At 70.7% G+C, this 22,049-nt stretch carries 20 protein-coding genes, 2 pseudogenes and 1 riboswitch; of the genes and pseudogenes, 17 read left to right on the top strand and 5 right to left on the bottom strand.

What is annotated here, in order from left to right; genetic code table 11:
• Positions 1–215 precede the first annotated feature (215 nt).
• Positions 216–346: riboswitch (FMN riboswitch) on the top strand.
• A 163-nt stretch (positions 347–509) separates the two neighbouring features.
• From ACZ5DS_RS16160 to ACZ5DS_RS16120, 9 genes are all read left to right on the top strand, one after another.
• A complete protein-coding gene (locus ACZ5DS_RS16160) occupies positions 510–1,115 on the top strand; it encodes a riboflavin synthase (protein ID WP_468238427.1) in 606 nt (201 codons plus the stop codon).
• On the top strand, positions 1,112–1,753 hold the full coding sequence (locus ACZ5DS_RS16155) for a nicotinamide mononucleotide transporter family protein (RefSeq protein WP_468238425.1): 642 nt from the start codon (positions 1,112–1,114) through the stop codon (positions 1,751–1,753). Before ACZ5DS_RS16160 ends, ACZ5DS_RS16155 begins: the two co-directional genes overlap by 4 nt.
• Before the next feature lie 65 nt (positions 1,754–1,818).
• The gene (locus ACZ5DS_RS16150; protein ID WP_468239291.1) at positions 1,819–3,093 is read left to right on the top strand and encodes a bifunctional 3,4-dihydroxy-2-butanone-4-phosphate synthase/GTP cyclohydrolase II; all 1,275 of its coding nucleotides are present in this window, start codon (positions 1,819–1,821) and stop codon (positions 3,091–3,093) included.
• A 23-nt stretch (positions 3,094–3,116) separates the two neighbouring features.
• On the top strand, positions 3,117–3,602 hold the full coding sequence (gene ribH / locus ACZ5DS_RS16145) for a 6,7-dimethyl-8-ribityllumazine synthase (RefSeq protein ID WP_468238422.1): 486 nt from the start codon (positions 3,117–3,119) through the stop codon (positions 3,600–3,602).
• Positions 3,603–3,636: 34 nt separating this feature from the next.
• Positions 3,637–3,909 carry a phosphoribosyl-ATP diphosphatase gene (locus tag ACZ5DS_RS16140; RefSeq protein WP_007491392.1) on the top strand — a complete coding sequence of 91 codons (273 nt, stop codon included), beginning with the start codon at positions 3,637–3,639 and terminating at the stop codon, positions 3,907–3,909.
• Between the two features lie 46 nt (positions 3,910–3,955).
• Positions 3,956–4,804 carry an ATP phosphoribosyltransferase gene (gene hisG / locus ACZ5DS_RS16135; RefSeq protein ID WP_468238418.1) on the top strand — a complete coding sequence of 283 codons (849 nt, stop codon included), beginning with the start codon at positions 3,956–3,958 and terminating at the stop codon, positions 4,802–4,804.
• Positions 4,805–4,818: 14 nt separating this feature from the next.
• Positions 4,819–5,274 carry a PH domain-containing protein gene (locus tag ACZ5DS_RS16130; RefSeq protein ID WP_468238416.1) on the top strand — a complete coding sequence of 152 codons (456 nt, stop codon included), beginning with the start codon at positions 4,819–4,821 and terminating at the stop codon, positions 5,272–5,274.
• A 204-nt stretch (positions 5,275–5,478) separates the two neighbouring features.
• Complete coding sequence (locus tag ACZ5DS_RS16125) at positions 5,479–6,813, top strand: hemolysin family protein (protein WP_468238414.1); 1,335 nt, start codon at positions 5,479–5,481, stop codon at positions 6,811–6,813.
• Positions 6,810–7,895, top strand: coding sequence for a hemolysin family protein (locus ACZ5DS_RS16120; protein WP_468238411.1), 1,086 nt, complete (start codon positions 6,810–6,812; stop codon positions 7,893–7,895). Before ACZ5DS_RS16125 ends, ACZ5DS_RS16120 begins: the two co-directional genes overlap by 4 nt.
• 56 nt (positions 7,896–7,951) lie before the next feature.
• On the opposite strand, the gene ACZ5DS_RS16115 is transcribed toward ACZ5DS_RS16120, so the two are convergent.
• Both ACZ5DS_RS16115 and ACZ5DS_RS16110 read right to left on the bottom strand, forming a co-directional pair.
• Positions 7,952–9,814, bottom strand: a complete 1,863-nt coding sequence (locus tag ACZ5DS_RS16115) for an AAA family ATPase (protein WP_468238409.1) — start codon at positions 9,812–9,814, stop codon at positions 7,952–7,954.
• A gap of 430 nt (positions 9,815–10,244) precedes the next feature.
• Complete coding sequence (locus ACZ5DS_RS16110) at positions 10,245–10,928, bottom strand: uridine kinase family protein (RefSeq protein ID WP_468238406.1); 684 nt, start codon at positions 10,926–10,928, stop codon at positions 10,245–10,247.
• Positions 10,929–11,118: 190 nt separating this feature from the next.
• On the opposite strand from ACZ5DS_RS16110, the gene ACZ5DS_RS16105 reads away from it, so the two are divergent.
• The 5 genes from ACZ5DS_RS16105 (at position 11,119) to ACZ5DS_RS16085 (ending at position 16,213) form a co-directional block, all read left to right on the top strand.
• Positions 11,119–12,075, top strand: coding sequence for a hypothetical protein (locus ACZ5DS_RS16105; protein ID WP_468238404.1), 957 nt, complete (start codon positions 11,119–11,121; stop codon positions 12,073–12,075).
• Between the two features lie 42 nt (positions 12,076–12,117).
• Entirely contained in the window at positions 12,118–13,659 is a 1,542-nt protein-coding gene (locus tag ACZ5DS_RS16100; protein ID WP_468238402.1) for an amino acid permease, read from the top strand.
• 188 nt (positions 13,660–13,847) lie between these two features.
• A complete protein-coding gene (locus ACZ5DS_RS16095; RefSeq protein WP_468238399.1) occupies positions 13,848–15,221 on the top strand; it encodes a peptidase C39 family protein in 1,374 nt (457 codons plus the stop codon).
• 103 nt (positions 15,222–15,324) lie between these two features.
• On the top strand, positions 15,325–15,465 hold the full coding sequence (locus ACZ5DS_RS16090; protein ID WP_468238396.1) for an SCO1431 family membrane protein: 141 nt from the start codon (positions 15,325–15,327) through the stop codon (positions 15,463–15,465).
• Positions 15,466–15,559: 94 nt separating this feature from the next.
• Positions 15,560–16,213 carry a TetR/AcrR family transcriptional regulator gene (locus tag ACZ5DS_RS16085; protein ID WP_468238394.1) on the top strand — a complete coding sequence of 218 codons (654 nt, stop codon included), beginning with the start codon at positions 15,560–15,562 and terminating at the stop codon, positions 16,211–16,213.
• A 55-nt stretch (positions 16,214–16,268) separates the two neighbouring features.
• Here the strand turns inward: ACZ5DS_RS16085 and ACZ5DS_RS16080 are convergent.
• Both ACZ5DS_RS16080 and ACZ5DS_RS16075 read right to left on the bottom strand, forming a co-directional pair.
• A pseudogene (locus tag ACZ5DS_RS16080) lies at positions 16,269–16,751 on the bottom strand (glycosyl hydrolase family 18 protein); the annotation flags it as partial.
• A gap of 370 nt (positions 16,752–17,121) precedes the next feature.
• Positions 17,122–17,447: pseudogene (locus ACZ5DS_RS16075) on the bottom strand (chitinase); the annotation flags it as partial.
• A 344-nt stretch (positions 17,448–17,791) separates the two neighbouring features.
• Here ACZ5DS_RS16075 and ACZ5DS_RS16070 point away from each other — a divergent pair.
• From ACZ5DS_RS16070 to ACZ5DS_RS16060, 3 genes are all read left to right on the top strand, one after another.
• Positions 17,792–18,964 (top strand): acyl-CoA dehydrogenase family protein, encoded by a 1,173-nt coding sequence (locus ACZ5DS_RS16070; protein ID WP_468238392.1) that lies wholly within the window; start codon positions 17,792–17,794, stop codon positions 18,962–18,964.
• A gap of 343 nt (positions 18,965–19,307) precedes the next feature.
• A complete protein-coding gene (locus ACZ5DS_RS16065) occupies positions 19,308–20,405 on the top strand; it encodes an Rv3169 family protein (protein ID WP_468238390.1) in 1,098 nt (365 codons plus the stop codon).
• A gap of 11 nt (positions 20,406–20,416) precedes the next feature.
• Positions 20,417–21,550, top strand: a complete 1,134-nt coding sequence (locus ACZ5DS_RS16060) for a phosphotransferase family protein (protein ID WP_468238387.1) — start codon at positions 20,417–20,419, stop codon at positions 21,548–21,550.
• A 21-nt stretch (positions 21,551–21,571) separates the two neighbouring features.
• Here the strand turns inward: ACZ5DS_RS16060 and ACZ5DS_RS16055 are convergent, their stop codons facing one another.
• The gene (locus ACZ5DS_RS16055; RefSeq protein ID WP_468238385.1) at positions 21,572–22,009 is read right to left on the bottom strand and encodes a hypothetical protein; all 438 of its coding nucleotides are present in this window, start codon (positions 22,007–22,009) and stop codon (positions 21,572–21,574) included.
• Positions 22,010–22,049: the final 40 nt, after the last annotated feature.

Below are 22,049 nucleotides of genomic sequence, written 5' to 3'. Positions count from 1 at the left end.
GGCCGTCGTCACCGCCACCGGGCCCGCCCGCACCCTAAAAGGACTAGACCAGTACGGTCAATGGGTCCGGACCAATGTCAATCCACGCCCTGTGCAGGGCAGTTGACCAGGGCGGCTCCGCCGTGCAAGTCCAGCGACACGCACTGTGAGGGAACCCACACCGATCACCTGTCTGGACGACGACCCGGCGTGGCACACTGACCGTGTACCAGAAGCAGCGCACTCCGGGGTCGGTGAAAGTCCGAACCGGCGGTTACAGTCCGCGACCCGGTCGCTTCCAGCGGCCGGTTGACCAGGTGAAATTCCTGGACCGACGGTTAAAGTCCGGATGGGAGGCAGTGCGCGGCGGGCGGGCATGTACCTGTGCGCGCCGCCGTATCTGGGCTCGTCCGTTTCCGGACGGGTCCCTTTCGGCGTCGGCGAAGCTCACGGTAGTGCTCACCCGTCCATTCTGTCGTCATCGACAGGCCCCGGAGTCCGTGCCCGAATGAGGCAGGAGGACCCGGGAAGTGTTCACCGGAATCGTCGAAGAGCTGGGTGAAGTCACCGCCGTCGAGAACCTCGGCGACGCCTCTCGCTTCCGGCTCCGTGGCCCCGTCGTGACCGAGGGCGCGCAGCACGGCGACTCCATCGCCGTGAACGGAGTCTGTCTCACCGTCGTGGAGCACGAGGGCGACGAGTTCACCGCCGACGTCATGGCGGAGACCCTGAAGCGCTCCAGCCTCGGCGCACTCGCCGTCGGCTCCCGGGTCAACCTCGAACGCCCCACCGCCGTCGGCGCGCGCCTCGGCGGGCACATCGTGCAGGGCCACGTCGACGGCACCGGCCAGGTGCTGGCGCGCACGCCCTCCGAGAACTGGGAGATCGTGAAGATCTCGCTGCCCGCGGACCTCGCGCGCTACGTCGTGGAGAAGGGCTCCATCACCGTCGACGGCATCAGCCTCACCGTCGTCGAAGCGGGTCCGGACTACTTCACGGTCAGCCTCATCCCGACCACCCTCGACCTGACCACGCTCGGCCACAAGCAGCCCGGCGACCCGGTCAACCTCGAGGTCGACGTCGTCGCCAAGTACGTGGAGCGGCTGCTCGCGGCCGGTCAGGGGGCCGGCAAGTGAACTGGCTGAACTCCGAGGCGTTCACGCTCTTCGGCCAGCACATCCTGTGGTCGGACATGGTCGGCAACCTCTTCGGCCTGGCCGCCCTCGCCCTCGGCTGGCGGCGCTCCCTGTGGAGCTGGCCGGTGCAGTTCGTCTCCGGCCTGATCCTCTTCGCCGCCTTCTTCAGCCACCTGACCGGCAGCGCGGGCAAGCAGGTCGTCGTCATGGCCGTCGCGGCCTACGGCTTCTGGCAGTGGAACCGCGGCAAGGACAAGGCCGCGGACGGCCACATCGCCCCCCGGTTCGCCACCTGGCCCGAGCGCGGAGCCATGATCGCCGCCGCCGCCGTCGGCACCGTCGCCGTGGCCCTGCTCTTCAAGGCCTACCCGACCCTCTCCTGGGACCCCTGGCCGGACGCCTACATCTTCGTTGGCACCATCGTCGCCATGTACGCCCAGGCCAAGGGCATGGTCGAGTTCTGGTTCGCCTGGCTGCTCGTCGACCTCGTCGGCGTCCCCCTCAACTTCGCCAACGGCTACGCCTTCTCCGGTTTCGTCTACGTCATCTACGGCGCACTCGTCCTGTGGGGCATGCGCGACTGGTGGCTGCGCTCCCGCCGGACCGCGCAGCCGGTTCTGGAAGGAGCACCGGCATGACCGCCCACCCGTCTCCCACCACCACCCCAAACGAGACGCTTCGCGTCACCCCCTTGATCCCGCCGATGCTGTACGACACCGCCGACATCGAGGAGTTCGGGCTCGACCCGGTCGAGCAGGCCATCGCCGACATCGCGGCCGGCCGCCCGGTCGTGGTCGTGGACGATGAGGACCGGGAGAACGAGGGCGACCTCGTCATCGCCGCCGAGAAGGCGACCCCCGAGATCGTCGCCTTCATGATGAGCGAGTGCCGCGGACTCATCTGCGCACCCATGGAGGGCGAGGAACTCGACCGGCTGCGGCTGCCGCAGATGGTCGACGACAACACCGAGTCGATGAAGACCGCGTTCACCGTCTCCGTGGACGCCTCCGCCGCCCACGGCGTGACCACCGGCATCTCGGCCGCCGACCGCGCCACCACGCTCCAGCTGCTGGCCGGCGGCACCGCCGAGCCCACCGACTTCGTCCGCCCCGGCCACGTCTTCCCGCTGCGCGCCAAGCCCGGCGGCGTCCTGGTCCGCAACGGCCACACCGAGGCCGCAGTCGACCTCGCCCGGCTCGCCGGCCTGCGCCCGGCCGGTGCCATCGTGGAGATCGCCGGCGAGGACGGCCGCATGCTGCGGCTGCCCGAGCTGATCCCGTTCGCCCGCAAGCACGGCCTGACGATCATCTCCATCGAGGACCTGATCGCCTACCGCCGCAGCACCGAGCCCACCGTCCGCCGCGAGGCCGAGACCCGCCTGCCCACCGCGCACGGCACCTTCACCGCCTACGGCTACCGGTCCACCGCCGACGGCGTCGAGCACGTCGCCCTCGTCCACGGCGAGATCGGCGCCGGCGACGACGTCCTGGTCCGCGTCCACTCCGAATGCCTCACCGGCGACGTCTTCGGCTCGCTGCGCTGCGACTGCGGCCCCCAGCTGGACACCGCCCTGGCCCGCATCCAGCACGAGGGCCGCGGAGTCGTCGTCTACCTGCGCGGACACGAGGGACGCGGTATCGGCCTGCTGTCCAAGCTCCGGGCCTACGAACTCCAGGAGCAGGGCCACGACACGCTCGACGCCAACCTCGAACTCGGCCTGCCCGCCGACGCCCGCGACTACGGCGCCGGTGCCCAGATCCTCGCCGACCTCGGCGTCCGCAGCGTCCGTCTGATGACCAACAACCCCGACAAGACCGACGCGCTGCTGCGCCACGGCCTGAAGGTCACCGGCCGCGAGCCGATGCCGGTCCAGGCGGGCGAGCACAATCTCCGGTACCTGCGCACCAAGCGGGACCGGATGGGGCACGACCTGCCCTGGCTGGACACGCCCGCCGTGTCGGCCTGCAGCAACCAGTAAGCAAGAAGGCACTTAGGAGAGACGTGAGCGGCAAGGGTGCACCGGAACTGTCCGTACGCAACGCGAGCGACCTCAGGGTCGCCGTCATCGCGGCGCAGTGGCACGAGAAGGTGATGGACGGTCTGGTGAACGGTGCCCTGCGCGCCCTGCACGACCTGGGCATCGACGAGCCGACCCTGATCCGGGTCCCCGGCAGCTTCGAGCTGCCGGTCGCCGCCAAGGTCCTCGCCGAGCGCGGCTACGACGCGGTGGTCGCCCTCGGCGTCGTCATCCGGGGCGGCACCCCCCACTTCGACTACGTGTGCCAGGGCGTGACCCAGGGCCTGACCCAGGTCTCGATCGAGACCGGCGTGCCCGTCGGCTTCGGCGTGCTCACCTGTGACACCGAGGAGCAGGCCCTGGACCGGGCCGGCCTCGAGGGCTCCAACGAGGACAAGGGGCACGAGGCGGTGACGGCCGCGGTGGCGACCGCGGCCACCCTCCGCTCAGTATCTGAACCCTGGCACTAGGTGGTCGCCCGAACCGCGTAGGGTGGGGCTCACCATGTCCAAGAAGACGTTCGAGGAGCTCTTCACCGAGCTCCAGCACAAGGCCGCACACGGCGATCCCGCCACCTCTCGCACCGCCGAGCTGGTCGGCAAGGGCGTCCATGCCATCGGCAAGAAGGTCGTCGAGGAGGCCGCCGAGGTCTGGATGGCCGCCGAGTACGAGGGCAAGGAGGCGGCCGCCGAGGAGATCTCGCAGCTGCTCTACCACGTCCAGGTGATGATGGTCGCCCGCGGGATCTCCCTGGACGACGTCTACGCCCACCTGTAAGTCACGCACTCCCACCCGCACACCTCACGCAAAGGAAGCCGACCTCATGCTGCGCATCGCCGTCCCGAACAAGGGTTCCCTCTCAGGCCCTGCGGCGGAGATGCTGCATGAGGCCGGCTACCTGCAGCGCCGGGACTCCAAAGAGCTGCGGATCGTGGACCCGGAGAACGAGGTCGAGTTCTTCTACCTCCGCCCCCGCGACATCGCGATCTACGTCTCCTCGGGCCGGCTCGACATCGGCATCACCGGCCGCGACCTGCTGGTCGACTCCGCCGCCGAGGCCGAGGAGATCCTGCCGCTCGGCTTCGCCCGCTCCACCTTCCGCTTCGCCGCCAAGCCGGGCACCGCGAACGGCATCGCGGACCTGAAGGGCAAGACGGTCGCCACCTCCTACGAGGGGATCGTCGCCCAGCACCTCGCCGACAGCGGCATCGACGCCTCCGTCGTCCACCTCGACGGCGCCGTCGAGACCGCGATCGAGCTGGGCGTCGCCGAGGTCATCGCCGACGTCGTCGAGACCGGCACCTCGCTGCGCAACGCCGGCCTGGAGGTCTTCGGCGAGCCGATCATGAAGTCCGAGGCCGTCGTCATCCGCCGCGTGGGCGCCGACCAGGAGGAGCCCAAGGTCCAGCAGTTCCTGCGCCGCCTCCAGGGCGTCCTGGTCGCCCGGACCTACGTGATGATGGACTACGACTGCCGCGTCGAGCAGCTCGAGAAGGCCGTCGCCCTGACCCCGGGCCTGGAGTCGCCGACCGTCTCCCCGCTGCACAACGAGGGCTGGGTCGCCGTCCGCGCCATGGTCCCCGCCAAGGAGGCCCAGCGGATCATGGACGACCTGTACGAGATCGGCGCCCGGGCCATCCTGACCACGGCCATCCACGCCTGCCGCCTCTGAGGGTTCGCACCGCCATGTCCGATCTGCCGACCCTGCCCGTCACCTTCCGGCCGGGCCGCACCCGGGCCATCCTGCTCACCGCCGGCGTCGTGATCTTCCTGGTGATATCCGGGATCGCGATGCTGCTGGCGCAGCTCGGCCCGGGGGAGCGGCTCAGCTTCGTCATCACCGGGGCACTGATCTTCTGGGCGCTCGCCCAGCTCGCCCGGGTGAAGGTCGTCGCCGACGAGTCCGGCGTCACCGTCGTCAACATCGCCAGCAGGCGGCGCCTGGCCTGGGCAGAGATCCTCCAGGTGAACCTCCGTCCGGGCGACCCCTGGGTGTTCCTCAACCTCAGCGACGGCACCAGCCTGCCCGCGCTCGGCATCCAGCCGGGCATCGCCAAGCAGCGTGCCATCGCCGACGCGAAGGCCCTCCGGGCGCTCGCCGAGGCCCACTCGACGGCCCCTGAGGCACAAGATCAGGGCTGACTCGGGGGCGTCCACCCTGCCCCAGTGGCCCCTGTCTTGATTAATCTGGTGGCGGAGGCGTATTGGTTGCGCCTCCGCCTCTGTGCGCCGGCCGGTGCACAGAGGGTTCCTGCTAACCGAGGAGTGACCCTCTTAGGCGATGGACGGATCGTCCTGTAGTACCTGCGCCGCCCCCTCCCGACATACGACGGAGGCGGCGGCATCATGACCATCCCCCTGCTGCTCCTCGGAGCGGCTTTCCTGCTGATTCTCGCCAACGGCTTCTTCGTGGCGGCCGAGTTCGGCCTGGTGACGGTCGAGCGGCCGGAGGCCGAGAAGGCCGCCGCCGAGGGCGACAAGCGCGCCCGTACGGTCGTGGAGTCGCTGAAGGAGCTGTCCTTCCAGCTCTCCGGCACCCAGCTCGGCATCACCATCACCTCCCTCGTCGTCGGCATGCTCGCCGAGCCGGCCCTGGCCGAGCTGCTGCGCGGCCCGTTCACGGCCCTCGGTATCCCCGACGGCGCCGTGTCCGGTGTCGCCGTCGTCGTCGGCATGCTGCTGGCCTCCGCGGTCCAGATGGTGATCGGCGAACTCGTGCCCAAGAACTGGGCGGTGTCCAGGCCGCTGCAGGTCGCGCGCTTCGTCGCGGGCCCCCAGCACCACTTCTCCCGCCTGTTCCGCCCGGTGATCGCCCTGCTCAACACGGTCGCCAACCGGCTGGTGCGCGCGCTCGGCATCGAGCCCGCCGAGGAACTGGCCTCCGCCCGCACCCCGGGCGAACTGATGTCCCTGGCCCGGCACTCGGCCCGGGCCGGCGCCCTGGAGCAGGACACGGCCGACCTGTTCGTGCGCACCCTGTCCCTGGGCGACCTGACCGCGCAGCACGTGATGACCCCGCGCGTGAAGGTCAGCGCGCTCCAGGACACGGCCACCGCCGAGGACGTCGTCAACCTGACCCGTGCCACCGGTCTGTCCCGCTTCCCCGTGTACCGGGAGAAGATCGACGAGATCGTCGGCATGGCCCACCTCAAGGACGCGCTGGCGGTGCCCGTGCACGACCGGCTGCGTACTCCGGTCGGCCGTATCGCCCGCAAGGCGCTCCTCGTCCCGGAGACGCTGCCGGTCCAGCCCCTGCTCGCCCGGCTGCGCAGCGAGCAGCCCATCGCCGTCGTCGTGGACGAGTACGGCGGCACGGCGGGCGTGGTCACCCTGGAGGACATCGTCGAGGAACTCGTCGGCGAGGTCCGCGACGAGCACGACGCCAAGGACGTGCCCGAGCTGGCCCCCGCCCCGCCGGAGGACGGCAGGCCCGCCTGGGACGCCGACGGCAGCTGCCGTGTCGACATCCTCCAGCGCATAGGCCTCGACGTGCCCGAGGGGCCGTACGAGACGGTCGCCGGCCTGGTCGCCGACCTGCTCGGCAGGATCCCGGCACCCGGCGACCGGGCCGAACTGCCCGGCTGGCGGCTGTCCGTCCGCCAGGTCGGCCACTACCGCGCCGAACGCGTCCGCCTGGTCAGGACGGCCCCGGTGGCGAGCGTCGTGGAGGCCGTCCGATGAGCGTCCTCCAACTGGTCTTCGCCGCGCTGCTGGTGCTCGCCAACGGCTTCTTCGTCGGCGCCGAGTTCGCGCTCGTCTCCGTGCGCCGCAGCCAGATCGAACCGCTCGGCACGGCCCGGGCCCGGCAGGTGCTGTACGGGCTGGAGCGGCTGCCGCAGATGATGGCCGCCGCCCAGTTCGGCATCACCGTCTGTTCGCTGACGCTCGGCGCGGTGGCCGAGCCGACGGTGGCGCAGCTGCTGGAGCCGCTGTTCGAGGCGGTCCACCTCCCGCACGGCGCGGTCCACCCGCTGGGCTATGTGATCGCACTCGCCGCCGTGGTCTTCTTCCACCTGGTGATCGGCGAGATGGTGCCGAAGAACCTCGCGATGGCCGCCCCGGAGAAGGCCGCCCTGTGGCTGAGCCCCGGCCTGGTCGCCTTCGCCCGCCTGTGCAAGCCGATCACGGTCGCCCTCGGCGCCTGCGCCCAGGGGATCCTGCGGCTCTTCCGGGTCGATCCGAAGGACGAGGTCGAGGCCGTCGTCACCAGCGAGCAGCTGAACCGCCTGCTGGAGGACTCCGGCCAGGCGGGCCTTCTCGACCCCGAGGAGCAGGAGCGCCTCGAGGACGCCCTGGAACTGGGCTCCCGCCCGGTGACGGACGTCCTGCTGCGGCGCGAGTCCCTGGTGACGGTGACTCCGTCGGTCACCCCGGGGGAGATCGTCAGCCTCACGGCCCGCACGGGCTACTCCCGCTTCCCGGTCGCGGCCGGTACGGGTGCGTTCATGGGCTACGTCCACGTCAAGGACGTCCTGGACCTGGAGCACTCCGACCGGGCCGTCCCCCAGCACGTCTGGCGCCCGATGACCACCCTGCGCGCCGAGCTGCCGCTGGACGACGCGCTCACGGTGATGCGCCGAGCGGCGACCCACCTGGCCCAGGTGGCGGACGCCTCCGGCCGGGTGCTGGGACTGGTCGCGCTGGAGGACGTACTGGAACTCCTGGTGGGCGAGGTCAGGGACCCGGCACACAGGAAGACACCGGAGCCGCTTGTGCTGGAACCCCGGACGACGGGAGAGCCGGAGCAGGCGCTGGCCACATAGCTTCGGCTTGCGACTGCCCGCTTGGCCGCGGGCAGTCGTGCACCAGCTCACCGCACCTACATCGCCGACGGACCATGCGGCCCCCGCCCCGACAGCACCTCCCCGTACGCCTGCATCAGATCCGGCAGCCGCAGCGTCGCGAGGTCCTCCCGGGACAGCACACCGGGATACGTGGACAACCGCAGATCCCGGTAGGCGCAGCTCTTCTCGTACAGCGTCCGCAGGAACCGCCCGTTCCCCAGCTCGTCGATCCACCCCTGGTCGACCACATGCCCGGCGACGGACCGCAGCTCCTCCAGCGCCTCCTCGTCCCACAGATCCCCGTTCTCCGCCGCGAGCACCTTCCCGATCTCGGTGAGCTCCAGCGGCCGGTAGGAGGGGAAGTCCACCCGGGTGGTGAAGCGGGAGGACAGCCCCGGGTTCGCGGCGAGCAGCCGGTCCATGCCCTCCGGATAGCCGGCCAGGATCACCACCAGGTGGTCCCGGTTGTCCTCGGCCCGCTTCAGCAGCACCTGCAGCGCCTCGTCGCCGTACGCGTCCCCCTTGCCGTACCCGGAGTTGGACAGTGAGTACGCCTCGTCCACGAACAGCACCCCGCTGATCGCGGAGTCGATCAGCTCGTTGGCCTTCACGGCCGTCTGCCCCAGATACTCCCCGACGAGATCGGCCCGCTGGGCCTCCACGAGGTGGTCGCCGCCGAGCAGGCCGAGCGCGTAGAAGACCCGGCCGAGGATCCGGGCGACCGTGGTCTTGCCGGTCCCCGAGGGCCCCGAGAAGACGAAGTGCCGTTTCGGCGGCTGCACCGGCAGCCCCTGCCCGGCCCGCAGCCGTGCCATGTTCAACTGCGCGGAGAGCGCCTTGACCTGGCGCTTGACCGGCTCAAGCCCCACCATGCGCTCCAGCTCGGCGAGCGCCTCCTCGAGTAACACGGGGTCGGTCGGCCCCGCGGGCAGGGGCGAGGACGGCCCACCGCTCTTCATGCGCACCGCGGGATCGGGGACCGACGGCAGCGGCCCGGTCGGCAGGTCCGGCTCCGGCAGTCGCAGATCGCGCCCTTCGGCACCGAAGAGCGGATCGAGCCCGTCCGGTGCGTCCACGGCGTCCGCTCCGGCCCCGGTCAGGGTGATCGCAGCGAGGTCCGCGGCATCGTCGTAGCCGTCCCCCTCGGCGATCGCGGCGAGCCGGGCCGAGGTGTCCATGAACGCCGGGTCGACCCGGTGCACCGCGCGGTACAACGGCAGTGCCGCGGCACTGCGTCCGGTCCCCTCGTGCGCCCGCGCCAGCCAGTACCGCAGCTCCTTGCGCTGCGGCTGCTCGCTGCGGCAGCGCATCAGGGCCGCCGACAGCAGCGGCTCGGCCTGCCCGTACATCTCCAGCCGTACCCGGGCCATGCCCCCGAACAGGCCGGCCTCGATGCCGAGCAGGGGATCGTCCAGGAGCGGGTCGGTGTGCCGGACCAGCTGGTCCCAGTCCTTGACGAGGTAGGTGCGGCAGGCGTGCAGAAAGCGGACCTGCGGGTCAGTGTCGACCGGGGGCAGCCCGGCGAGCGCCCGGTCCAGTTCCGGGACGTGCCGGCCGTCCAGCCAGTGCGAGGCGTGCGCGAGCAGCAGATCGCGGGGGCTCTCCAGCACCGGCTGCACCCACCAGCCCAGCCAGTACCAGGAGTTGAGCGTCCGGCGGTGCCGGGCGCGCTGCTCCCCGAAACGGTCCCGGTGCCGGAACATCCTGAGCAGCGCGGTGGTGGTGTCGACCCGAAGCGCGTGCAGCCCGAGCCAGGCGTCGGCCATCCCCGGATCCATCCGCGTCGCGGCGCGGAACTCCTCCTCCGCCTGCGGATAGGCGCCCATCGTGTAGGCGTCCACACCTCGCAGCCAGGCGAGGTCGGCCGGGGCCTCGGGGCCCTGCGTGCCGAAGTCCATCACGTCCCCCACAAACCGTGCCCCCGTTGGTTCACCGCCGGGCAGTCGCCCGACGGCCGCCGCGGTCGAACCGCTGTGCCGCGGACCGGAGTTGCAGGTGCGCGAAGCAGCCGCTCGAAGGTCGCACCGAGGGCATCGTACCCGTGGGACGACCGCGCGCCGAAGGGTGCCGCACGGGCCGTTTGACGAGGTGGGAGCAGACGGGGCGCACTGGAAACGGTGACCGAGGGTGAGCGGATCGGTGCGCGGGGCGCCCGGAAAACGGGCCGCGGGCAGAACGAAGCCCCCGATCACGGGGGAACAACCGGGGGCTTCGCGTGTGTGGGCGGCTCCGAATGGCCGCACATTGAGAACGTAAGTCCTGTACGGCCCCCGGGTCAAGCGCACCTGGGGGTCTCAAAGAAGTTCCCCCGCAAGGGTCTTCACAAGTTCAGCACACTGCGGGGGATCCATCACCGTGGGTGACATCCTGGTCCGGTCCAAGTGTGCTCGCGGGCCCCGGCGCCACCGCGTACCCCTCCGGTCCCTGGTGCACCAGGAGATCGGCATGGGGGCGTGTAGGGTCGGCGGCGAAGTGCGCGCGCTCGGCCTCCACCCACCCGGCCCAGAACTCCCGCTGCTCCGCCCCGTCCCGCCGCCTGCCCCGCGCCCAGGACTCCTCCCGGGGCAGCTCCATCCACAGCAGCCGCGCCAGATACGGGCGCAGCGCCCGGCGGCCGGCGCCGACTCCCTCGATCACGACCACGGGGGCGGGCGGCAGCGGCCGCGGCGGGCCGAACGCGCGGGCGCGCCAGTCGTAGGGGGTGTACTGCGCGCTCTCGCCGCGGGAGAAGGGGACGATCACCTGGGCCAGCAGTCGGTCGGTCCAGTCGAAGAGCTGCTCGTGGCTGGCGATGTCGTCCAGGTGCAGCACCGGCGCCCCGCCGAGCGCCGCGGCCAACCGCCCGGCGAAGGTGGACTTTCCGGAGCCGGCGTGCCCGTCGACGGCGATCAGCCGTACCGGTCCCACGGACGGGGGAAGCCCGCGCAGCCGGGCGGCGAGGTCGTGAATGGCGATTCCTGAGGTGTGGTGCGGTGTGGGGTGTTTTCCGGAATCAGTGTAGTAGTGGCCCATAGTGACGGGAACAGGGGCCCGGAAAACGTTACTTCTTGAACCACTGGCTGACCGCCGGTCAATCGAACGGATTAATATTCCCCGCGCGTTGACCGATAGGTGAAACTCGGCGTTCCCCGGTGCGCCGACGGCTGAGTAAGGTGCCTTCAGCGCAACTTCGAGTGCGTCTGACGGGGACGGGCAGGGGGACATGGCCGCGGAGTTATTCGAAGGGCACTATGTATGGCATCCGGCGGCCGACGACCGTGTCCTGGCGAGCGTATGCGTCGATGTGCGGGCGGGCCGTTATCGATACGCGTCGGAAGCCCTTGCCGAGACGCGTTCCGACTTCGCCCTGCGCGCCCACCGCTCGCTGGTGCTGGCCTCCGAGGCCGCCGGCAGCGACCTGGTCGAACGCTGGCTGGCCGAGGAGCCGACCCCCGAGGCCTCGCTGATGTGGGCCCGGGTCGCGGTGCAGCGCGCGATGCGGGCCGCCGACGCGCACGACGAGCGATCCGAGGCGCTGGAGCGGATCGCGCTGACCGCCTGCGACCGGGCCGCCGCCATGGCCCCCGACGATCCCACGCCCTGGGTCGCCAAGCTGGCCATGGCCCGGCTGCACCGGCTGCGCGAACCCGCCCCGCAGGGGCTGCTCACCGCCCCGCCCGGACCCTGGCGGCTGTTCTCGCACGTCCTGTCGCTGGATCCGTGGCACCGGGAGGGCCACCACCGCTTCCTGTCGTTCTTCTTCACGCGCCACGGCGGCTCGGTCAACGCGGCCTGGGACGTGGCCGCCTTCCTCAGCCAGCGGGCACCCGCCGACTCCGCCCTCCGGTTGCTGCCGCTGGTGGCCCTGGTGGAGAGCTACAACCCCACCCAGCTGCTCGCCGACCGGGTCTGGGAGCAGCCCCAGTGGCGGTCCACCGCGCTGGCGATCTACCGCAACTGGCTGCCCGCGGCGGCCGGTTACCGCTTCACCCCGGTGCTCGACCTGGCCTACCTCGCGCACGCGCTGGTCATGGCCCAGCGCGAGTTCGAGGCCCGGGCGGTCTTCACGGCGATGGGTCCGTACGCCTCGCGCATGCCCTGGAGCGCCTTCGGCGACCCCGCCGAGCAGCTCTCCCGGGCCCGGCGTGCCTGCGGCCTGCCCGTCCCGGGATCCGCCTGAACCCGCACGTGCTCTGCCCCCCACCGAGAGAAAGGCCGATCTATGTCGGAACGGACATCGACTCCACGGGCGAAGGCTCGCGGGGCGGACGACCCGGTCGTGATCGACGACGATGCGACGCTGCATGCGATGGGTTATCCGAGGAAACTCACCCGACGCTTCCAGGCGTTCGACAATTTCGCGATCTCCTTCATCATCATCAATATCCTTTCGGGTATTTTCTCCTCCTTCGGATACGGCATGAACGCGGGCGGCCCGCGCATTCTCGTGTTCGGGTGGATCGGCGTCTCCGTCATGGTGCTGTTCATCGGCGCGGCGATGGCCGAGGTCGCCTCCGCCTATCCGACGAGTGGCGCGCTGTATTTCTCCGCCGGCAAACTCGCCAAGCGGCACAAGGGCGCGTGGTCCTGGTTCACCGGCTGGCTCAACTTCGTGGGCCAGATCGGCGGCACAGCGGCCACCGGCTACGCGGCGGCCACCTTCATCCAGGCCTTCATCGCCCTGCAGTGGACCTCCTACCGGCCCACCGTGCACCAGACCGTCCTGATCACCGCCGTGATCATCGTGCTCCAGGGTCTGGCCAACACCTACACCGTCCAACTCGTCGCCGTCCTGAACCGGATTTCCGTGTGGTGGCTGCTGATCGGACTCGTGGTCATCGTGACCACACTCATAGTGATGCCCGATCACCATCAGTCGGCGTCCTTCGTGACACATTTCGAGAACAACACCGGCTTCGCGAGCGGACTTTACGGCGGCATGCTCGGTCTGCTCGTCACCAGCTGGACCTTCACCGGGTTCGACGGCAGCTTCCACATGTCCGAGGAAACGGTCCGCGCGACGGTCAACGCGCCCAAGGGGATCATGCGCGCCATCGGCTATTCGGCGATCACCGGCCTGATCCTGATGCTGGCACTCGTCTACAGCATTAGCGACTACGGCAAGGTGGCGAGCTCCTCCGCTCCGCCCGTCCAGATTCTGATCGACGGCCTCGGCGTCGGCACCGCCAAAGTCATGCTCCTCGTCGTGATCGGCGCGATGCTCTTCTGCGGTCTCGCCAACCTCACCAGCAACACCCGCCAGATATTCGCCTTCTCCCGCGACGGCGCCATGCCCGGCTCGCGCCTGTGGCACTCGGTCTCGCCCCGCACCCGCACACCCGTGAAGGCCGTGTGGCTCGCGGTGGTCTGCTCGCTGGCCCTGGTCGTGCCTGGCTGGTGGTCGCACACCGCGTTCACCGCCATCGTCAGCGTCAACGTGGTGGGGCTCTTCCTCGCCTACGCCGTGCCGATCTTCCTGCGGCTGCGGCTCGGCGACGAGTTCCAGCCCGGCCCCTGGCACCTGGGCCGCTGGGGCAGGCCGATCGGCTGGCTCGCGGTGACCTGGATCCTGCTCAGCAGCGTCCTGTTCATGCTGCCGCAGGCCTCGCCGATCACCGTCGACTCCTTCAACTACGCGCCGATCGCGCTGGCCGTCGTCCTGCTCGTGGCCACGGTGTGGTGGTTCGCCACCGCCCGCCGCCGCTTCCAGGGCCCGGTCAGCTACGGCCGTCCCGACGAGGTCGCCGCGATGGACCTCGTCTGACACACCGGCCACGGCCCCGGCGTACGGCACTCGGCCGGCGCCGGGGCACCTCCCCTGCCCGCACACGTCACTCCAGTGGACTAGACCAATATTGGTGGCGCGCCGTGCGCAGAAGTGCTGGCAGGGGCATGCCGTCTCCTCCATAGTTGGCCCACAACCACACCGGACACCCGGGGGTAACCGCGTCCATGAGCAGAGCCCAGCAGCCGTCCCGCCGTACCGTTCTCACCGCCGCCGTGGCCGCCGCGGTCGCCTCGGGGGCGGTGCCCGCGGCCGCCGCCACCGCACCGGCGCCCGCCGCCGACACCGACGACCCCGCCCAGGCGCCGGCCCGCCCGATCGACTACCACGCCTGGACCACGTACCGCGACTGGCGCAGCGGCATCGCCGAGGGGGTGCGGGCCGTGTCCGGCCGCCGCCCGGGCGTCGAGATCGGCGCCGCCGTCGGCCGCACCGACTACACCGACCCGCACACCGGCACCACCGCCACCTGGGAGTACGCGACCTGGACCTCCCCGGTCCACCGGCTCGCCGTGCCCGCGACCGAGGCCATCGCCTCCTGGAACGCGCACACCCCCGACGGCACCTGGCTCCAGGTCGAGCTGCGGGGCACGTACTCCGACGGGACCGACACCCCCTGGTACGTGATGGGCCGCTGGGCGGCCGGGGACCAGGACATCAAGCGGACCTCGGTGGACGACCAGAAGGACGGCAAGAGCACGATCGGGACCGACACCTTCTCCATCGACGACGCGAGCACCGGCCTGCGCCTGGCCTCGTACCGGCTGCGCCTGACCCTCTACCGCAAGCCCGGCACCAAGCTCACCCCGAAGGTCTGGCGGCTCGGCGCCATGGGCTCCGACATCCCCGACCGTTTCACCGTCCCGGCCTCCGCCCCGGGTCTCGCCGCGGAACTGGCCGTTCCGCGATACTCGCAGGAGATCCACAAGGGTCAGTACCCGGAGTACGACAACGGCGGCGAGGCCTGGTGCAGCCCCACCTCCTCGCAGATGATCGTCGAGTACTGGGGCGGCCGCCTCACGCCCGAGCAGCTGTCGTGGGTCGACCCGTCCTACGCCGACCCACAGGTCGACCACGCGGCCCGGTTCACCTACGACTACCAGTACCAGGGCTGCGGCAACTGGCCCTTCAACGCCGCCTACGCGGCCACGTTCAAGGACCTCCAGGGCGTGGTCACCCGGCTCGCCTCGCTCACCGAGCTGGAGACGCTGATCGCGGCCGGCATCCCGGCCATAACGTCCCAGTCCTTCCTGAAGAGCGAGCTGACCGGCGCCGGCTACGGCACCTCGGGCCACCTGATGACGGTGATCGGCTTCACGGAGAACGGCGACGTGATCGCGGGCGACCCGGCCTCGGCCGACGACGCGGCGGTACGGCGGGTCTATCTGCGGCGGGAGTTCGAGAACATCTGGCTGCGCACCAAGCGGTACAACGCCTCCGGCAAGGTCGTCTCCGGCACCGGAGGGGTCTGCTACCTCTACTTCCCGGCCCACCCGAACCCGCGCCTGCGCAAGGCGCTCGAGGCGGTGGGCGTGCGCTGACCCGGCCCGTGTGAGCAACGTCTCCGTCGCACAGGCCGTCGTGGGTGGCAAGGTGGACAAATGGGGGGAGTCCACTCCGTACGTCCGACCTTAGTGAGACAGCATGACCGCACACCCGGCCACCGCCACCCGCGTCCGCACCGGCGGCCCCAAGGACGACGGCCCGAAGATCCTCGAGCACGTCATGGGCTGGGTGCTCGTTGTGGTGGTCGCGATGCTCGTGACCCGGCTCGGCCTGCTCTGACCCTCCCGGCGGTGCCCGGCGCCTTACGCGATCGGCATGTTCTGACATACTGCGGGGGTCCCGCCGACCTCCCAGACCAGGGTCGAAATTGAATATGCGTCAACAGAGTGCCGCCGTCCGTCCCCGGGCGCGCGGCACCGAGCGTTCCGTGGCGCGTCGCGCCGAACTCATCGCCATCGGGCGGAAGTTGTTCGCCGACACGTCCTACGACGCGCTGTCCATGGACGACATCGCCCGCCAGGCGCATGTCGCCAAGGGGCTGATCTACTACTACTTCCGGTCCAAGCGCGGCTACTACCTGGCGATCATCCAGGACTCCGTCGCCGACCTGGTCACCTTCGCCGCCGGCGGCCTCGAACTGCCCGCCGTGGACCGCGTCCACCGCACGATCGACAGTTACCTGCGCTTCGCCGAGCACCACCAGGCCGCCTACCGCACCGTCGTCAGCGGCGGGGTCGGCTTCGACACCGAGGTGCACGCCATCCGCGACGGAGTGCGCGAGGCGATCGTCGCCACCATCGCCAAAGGGGCCTACGGCCGCAGCGACATCGCCCCGCTGGCCCGCATGGGCCTGCTCTCCTGGGTGTGCAGCGTCGAGGGGGCCACCCTCGACTGGATCGACCGCCCCGGGCTCCCCCGCGACACCATGCGCGACCTGCTGGTGAAGACCCTCGGCGGAGCCCTGCGCGCCATCGAGGAACTCGACCCGTCCTACCCGGCCCCGCCGCCGGCCCGCCGCCCCATATGACAGTGAGGAGCGGAGGCTCGTGGTCCTCCGCTCCTCACTTTCCCCTCTCCTGGGGCTAGTTGATCGCCTTGATCAGCTCACCGTTGGTGGTGTCGCCGCTCAGCTCCCAGAAGAAGGTGCCGCCGAGGCCCTGTGCGTTCTTGTAGGTCATCTTCGTGCCGATGGTCGCCGGGGTGTCGTAACTCCACCAGTTGGTGCCGCACTTGGCGTAGGCGGTGCCGCCCACCGTGCCGGTCGCCGGGCACTTGGTCTTGAGCACCTTGTAGTCGTCGATGCCCTGCTCGTACGTCCCCGCCGCCGGGCCGGTCGCCGTGCCGCCCGGCGCCGCCTGTGTGACCCCGGTCCAGCCGCGGCCGTAGAAGCCGATGCCGAGCAGCAGCTTGGCGGCCGGGATGCCGAGGCCCTTGAGCTTGGCGATGGTCGCCGAGGTGTAGTAGTTCGCCTTCGGGATGCCCGAGTAGGAGTTCAGCGGGGAGTGCGGGGCGGTCGGGCCGGCCGCGTCCCAGGCGCCGAAGTAGTCGTACGTCATCGGGTTGCGTACGCTCGGTCAACAACTGCTTCCGGAGGGTGATATTGTCGAGTTGTCGGTTACAGCGGGGCGCCTGCTACCGCCGAGGTGTGACTTGTGTGCGACCGGAGGATCGTGCCGAGAGAGCTACCCGTCGGGGCGCCTGCAGCCGAGGACCGTGGGGAGGTGGACCAGCCCCGTCGAGGACTTCGCGCAGCCATGAGCCGTAAGACGCGGATCGCCGAGACGGACCAGCGCGCCTCCTGACCCCGAAGACCGTTCGCGGGGCGGTTCGGACGAGGTCCGGATATGGAGCTGGGCAAGCGTGCTCAGTGACGCTAGGAGCGGTTGTACCAGTCGACGTACTGTGTCACCTCCGCGCGGCCGACGGCATCAGTCTTGCCGTCGGCCGCGGTGCATACCCGGTCGGTGGCCGCATGGGAGTCGCTTGCCACCGGTGACGTTGCCGAACGCGTAGTTGATGTGGGTCAGCCTGGCCGCCGAACCAGACGTCTCGACGTTCTTGACGAAGTACTTGCGGTCGTAGGTGCCCCATTCGGTGAAGTAGCCGACGACTTTGGAGCCGGCCTTGAGCTGCGGGGCAGCAGCCGGAGCGGCAGCGGTCGCCGTGCCCGCGCCGGCCAGCAGCCCGGCACCGAGGACGGCGGAACACGCGGCCGCGACGAGCGCCCGGAACCGGGCGCGGGGGCGGTGGGGAGTGTGCATCGGGTGGCTCCTCGTGGGGGAGAGGGGAACGCGCGCCGATTGGCATGAACGCGGTAAAGCGTTGGTCATGCACGGTAGGAGGACTAGACCACTGCGTCAATGGTTCGGACCAATTTCGGGGCCCTGGGTAGGGCCACGGAAACTTCCGACGGGAATGTTGAAGTAAGCGGTCGTTAACTGGTGACGAGAGGTCGCTGATCGGGCATACTCACCGCACAGAGCCGCTGGTCAGCAGCTTCCGAGACCCGGGAGCGGCGTCCTCGGCCGAATCGGAACGATCAGGCGGCGCCGCCCCCACCCCAAGGGCTGGGCCGCCAGTGCCCGACAGGGAGGAGACCGACGCCATGTCCGACCGCGACCCGCAGCCGGTGGAGCGTCAACTGCCGACGGAAGAGGCGCGGGACCTGCTCGCCCTCGTCCGGGAGATCGCCCAGCGCGAGATCGCGCCGAAGGCGGCCGAGGAGGAGGACGCCGGACGCTTCCCGCGCGAGGTCTTCACCCTGCTCTCGGCCTCGGGCCTGCTGGGCCTCCCGTACGACTCCGAGTACGGCGGCGGCGACCAGCCCTACGAGGTCTACCTCCAGGTCCTGGAGGAACTGGCCGCGGCCCGTCTGACCGTCGGCCTCGGCGTCAGCGTGCACACGCTCGCCTCCTACGCCCTCGCCGCCTACGGCACCAAGCAGCAGCAGGTCGAGCACCTGCCCGCGATGCTCGGCGGCGGCCTGCTCGGCGCCTACTGTCTCTCCGAGCCGTCCTCCGGCTCGGACGCGGCCTCCCTGCGCACCAAGGCCGTCCGCGACGGCGACCAGTGGGTGATCACCGGCACCAAGGCCTGGATCACCCACGGCGGGATCGCCGACTTCTACACCGTGATGGCCCGCACCGGCGAGGACGGCCCGCGCGGGATCACCGCGTTCCTGGTGCCGGGCGACGCCGCGGGGCTGAGCGGCGCGGTGCCCGAGAAGAAGATGGGCATGAAGGGCAGCCCGACCGCCCAGGTCCACTTCGACGGCGTGCGTGTCGGCGACGACCGCCGTATAGGCGAGGAGGGGCAGGGCTTCCCCATCGCGCTGTCCGCGCTCGACTCCGGGCGGCTCGGCATCGCGGCCTGCGCCATCGGCCTGGCCCAGGCAGCGCTGGACGAGGCGGTCGGCTACGCCACCCAGCGCCGGCAGTTCGGTCGCCCCATCGCCGACTTCCAGGGCCTCCGCTTCATGATCGCCGACATGGCGACCCAGATCGAGGCCGGCCGCGCGCTGTACCTCGCGGCCGCCCGGCTGCGCGACGCGGGCAAGCCGTTCGCCAAGCAGGCGGCCATGGCCAAGCTGCACTGCACGGACACGGCGATGAAGGTCACCACGGACGCCGTGCAGATCCTCGGCGGCTACGGCTACACCGCCGACTTCCCGGCCGAGCGCTATATGCGCGAGGCCAAGGTGCTGCAGATCGTCGAGGGCACCAACCAGATCCAGCGGATGGTCATCGCACGTCACGTGGCAGGACCGGAGGGTCGCTGAACGGCCCGGCCAGGATCGTCGGGGCCGCCAGCCTGACCCACTCCGGGTCGTGGCGGCCCGGCAGGGTGCGGCCCCGGTCGGCCCAGGCGCGCATCAGGTCGCGATAGATGGGCGGGTCCTGAGGCTGGGGCGGCGGAACCGATTCCCCAGGGCGGGGCACGAAGATGAGGCGCTGACGCCCGGTCACCGAGTACGTGGGGGTCATACCCGGGCAACGCGGCGGACACCGGGCAGGTCACCGCTCCCGGGAATCGTGCGTGAGTTCACGGACGTCCGGTCCCCGCTCTGGCCTCCTCGGATTATCTGACGTACCGTCAGCGGACTGTCTCCCAGGGGGGTGTCCGTGGCCGACGATCGTCCCATCGCACTCGACGAGTACCCCGTGCACCAGGTGCCGCTGTCCATGAAGCACGTGGCGACCGGGGACCGGAACGCCTACGACCGCTGCATCTTCCACGTCTTCGACCACGCAGGCCGCGCCCTGCTCATCCTCGGCCTCGGCGTCTACCCCAATCTGGGCGTGATCGACGCCTACGCCACCCTGCGCACCGGGGACACGCTGCACGCCGTCCGGGCCTCGGACGCGCTCGGCGAGGACCGGATGCGCCTCGCCGTCGGCCCGCTGCGCATCGAGGTCCAGCAGCCGCTGAGGCGGCTGCGCCTGGTCTGCGAGGACGAGCTGTCGTACGACCTCACCTGGACCGCCGCCTTCCCGGCCCTGTGGGAGCCCCACCACCTCCAGCGCCGGGGCGACCGGCTCACCCTGGAGGGGCGCAGATTCGTCCAGGCGGGCACGGTGGAGGGTGTGATCCGGGCGGACGGCGAGCGGTTCGACGTCACCGCGCGGGACTGGACCGGCACCCGGGACCGCAGCTGGGGCGTGCGGCCGATCCCGGGGGAGGAGGGCGGGCGGCTCGCCCAGGACCACCCGACCGAGGGCTTCCACTGGATCTGGTGCCCGGTCCGCTTCGAGGACCGCTTCCTGATGGTCATCACCCAGGAGGACGCCGACGGCCACCGCTCCCTGAACGACGCGACCCTGGTCCGCCCCGGCCGACGCGACCGCCAACTGGGCTGGCCCCAGGCCGAGATCACCTACCGCTCCGGCACCCGCCACCCCGAGCGCGCGGTCGTCCACCTGGGCCATCACCGTAAGCCACTGGAGGTGGAGGCGGAGATCCTGGCTTCTTCGCCGCTCGCGATCGGCGCGGGCTATCCGCCGGCCGACGACTGGCAGCACGGGGCGTGGCAGGGCCCGGGATGGGTCGACCGTCGTACGTACGACATGTCGGCGCCGCACCCTCTCGCCGCCTACGGCGTCACCGACCACTCCGCCCGGTTCCGGATGGAGGGACGGACGGGCTACGGCATCTTCGAGCACGGCTCGTTCGGTCGGCACGACCCGAGCGGGTTCACCGGCTTCGACTCGGTCGCACCCTGAGGGAGGGCCAGATGGCCACGGCACCGCGCCCGCGCACCAGCACCCGCGATCCCGAGGAACTCGCCCGGCGGCTCACCGCCTGGCTCGGCACCCGACTGCCCGGTGCCAAGGCGGTCGGCGTCACCGTCCCGGCCTCCAACGGCATGTCCAGCGAGACCCTGCTGTTCGACATCGAGCACGCCCGGCCACCGTCCCCCACTCCCGGCTTCGCTCGAGCGGGCGGTACCCCCGGCGCGGCCTGTGCGTTGCGGCTCGCGGCGGACCCGGCGGCGTACACCGTGTTCCCGGAATACGACATGGCCCGGCAGTACCGCACCCTGCAGCTGGTCGCCGAGCACACCGACCTCCCGGTACCGCGGGTGCTGTGGCTGGAGGAGGACCCGGAACCGCTCGGGGCGCCGTTCTTCGTCATGGAACGGGTGGCGGGCCGCGTGCCTCCGGACGTCATGCCGTACACGTACGAGGGCAGTTGGCTGCACGCGGCGAGCGACGCCGAGCGCGAGCACCTGGAATCCGCCACGGTCGGTCTGCTCGCCCGGCTGCACGACCAAGTGCCCTTGAACGAGGCGGAGTTCCTCACCCTGCCGGGCCAAGGCGACGCCCTGCGCCGGCATGTGACGGCCCAACGCGCCTACTACTCCTGGGTGATCGACGGGCTCGCCCGCTCACCCCTCATCGAGGCCGCGTTCGACCGACTGGAACAGCTGTGGCCGAGCGAACCCGGCGCACCCGTCCTGAACTGGGGTGATGCGCGCATCGGGAACGTCGTCTACGACGGCTTCGACCCCGTCGCCGTCCTCGACTGGGAGATGGCGGCCCTCGCCCCGCGCGAGGTGGACCTCGGCTGGACCGTCTATCTGCACCGCTTCTTCCACGACCTCACGGTCGCCTCCGGACAGCGCGGGCTGCCCGACTTCCTGGGCCGCGACCGCGTCGAGGCCCGTTACGCCCGGCTGACCGGCCACACCCCGCGGGACATGGAGTTCCACACCCTCTACGCGGCCCTGCGGCACGCGATCGTCATGCTGCGCATCGCCTACCGCCAGGCGTACTTCGGGGAGGTCGCCGTGCCGGCGGACCCGGACACACTGATCCTGCACCACGACAGTCTGCGCGCCATGGTGCAGGGCAGTTACTGGGATTGAGCGGGGCCGGTCCGGACGGACTCAGGCGGCGTGCCGGCGCATCTCCGGCACGCGCATCGGGCGCGAGCCCGGGCCGCCGACGTGCGAGAAGGGCTGCGTCCGCCAGTTCAGACCCTGGGGGAGCGTGAGCAGCAGGGCGGTGTCCTGCTCCTGCGGGGTGAAGGACTCGTCCGCGGGGCGGGCCTCGGCCGCCCTGCGGCCCGTGCCCGCACAGACCGTGAGGCCGAACGGGTTCCACGGCGAGGCGCACCGCGCGTGCTCCGGCAGGCTCTCCTCGTCCGTGAGCAGCGCGATCGGCTGCGCGCAGTCCGGGCAGATCACCCGGTACATCTCGAGGGTGTCGTAGGCGTCGAGTTCCTCGAGCTCGTGGACGTCGGGTTCGACGCCCTCCGGCTCGGGCTCGACCACCGGCTGCTGCCGCTTGGACGCGGAACGACCAGGGCGCTTGAGACTCTGCATGGGTTACTCCCCCTAAGGCTGGGCCGTGAAGGCACTGCGG

The sequence above is a fragment of the Streptomyces sp. NPDC031100 genome, assembly GCF_055570785.1.
Note: the sequence above shows the minus strand (reverse complement) of the source record. Positions and strands in the feature narration are given on the sequence as shown.

Excerpts from the sequence above, each read along its gene's own strand:
- ACZ5DS_RS16150 (WP_468239291.1), top strand. The coding sequence starts at position 1,819 with ATGCTGTACGACACCGCCGACATCGAGGAGTTCGGGCTCGACCCGGTC.
- ACZ5DS_RS16140 (WP_007491392.1), top strand. The coding sequence starts at position 3,637 with ATGTCCAAGAAGACGTTCGAGGAGCTCTTCACCGAGCTCCAGCACAAG.
- hisG (WP_468238418.1), top strand. The coding sequence starts at position 3,956 with ATGCTGCGCATCGCCGTCCCGAACAAGGGTTCCCTCTCAGGCCCTGCG.
- ACZ5DS_RS16130 (WP_468238416.1), top strand. The coding sequence starts at position 4,819 with ATGTCCGATCTGCCGACCCTGCCCGTCACCTTCCGGCCGGGCCGCACC.
- ACZ5DS_RS16125 (WP_468238414.1), top strand. The coding sequence starts at position 5,479 with ATGACCATCCCCCTGCTGCTCCTCGGAGCGGCTTTCCTGCTGATTCTC.
- ACZ5DS_RS16120 (WP_468238411.1), top strand. The coding sequence starts at position 6,810 with ATGAGCGTCCTCCAACTGGTCTTCGCCGCGCTGCTGGTGCTCGCCAAC.
- ACZ5DS_RS16115 (WP_468238409.1), bottom strand. The coding sequence starts at position 9,814 with ATGGACTTCGGCACGCAGGGCCCCGAGGCCCCGGCCGACCTCGCCTGG.
- ACZ5DS_RS16110 (WP_468238406.1), bottom strand. The coding sequence starts at position 10,928 with ATGGGCCACTACTACACTGATTCCGGAAAACACCCCACACCGCACCAC.
- ACZ5DS_RS16105 (WP_468238404.1), top strand. The coding sequence starts at position 11,119 with ATGGCCGCGGAGTTATTCGAAGGGCACTATGTATGGCATCCGGCGGCC.
- ACZ5DS_RS16100 (WP_468238402.1), top strand. The coding sequence starts at position 12,118 with ATGTCGGAACGGACATCGACTCCACGGGCGAAGGCTCGCGGGGCGGAC.
- ACZ5DS_RS16095 (WP_468238399.1), top strand. The coding sequence starts at position 13,848 with ATGAGCAGAGCCCAGCAGCCGTCCCGCCGTACCGTTCTCACCGCCGCC.
- ACZ5DS_RS16090 (WP_468238396.1), top strand. The coding sequence starts at position 15,325 with ATGACCGCACACCCGGCCACCGCCACCCGCGTCCGCACCGGCGGCCCC.
- ACZ5DS_RS16085 (WP_468238394.1), top strand. The coding sequence starts at position 15,560 with ATGCGTCAACAGAGTGCCGCCGTCCGTCCCCGGGCGCGCGGCACCGAG.
- ACZ5DS_RS16070 (WP_468238392.1), top strand. The coding sequence starts at position 17,792 with ATGTCCGACCGCGACCCGCAGCCGGTGGAGCGTCAACTGCCGACGGAA.
- ACZ5DS_RS16060 (WP_468238387.1), top strand. The coding sequence starts at position 20,417 with ATGGCCACGGCACCGCGCCCGCGCACCAGCACCCGCGATCCCGAGGAA.
- ACZ5DS_RS16055 (WP_468238385.1), bottom strand. The coding sequence starts at position 22,009 with ATGCAGAGTCTCAAGCGCCCTGGTCGTTCCGCGTCCAAGCGGCAGCAG.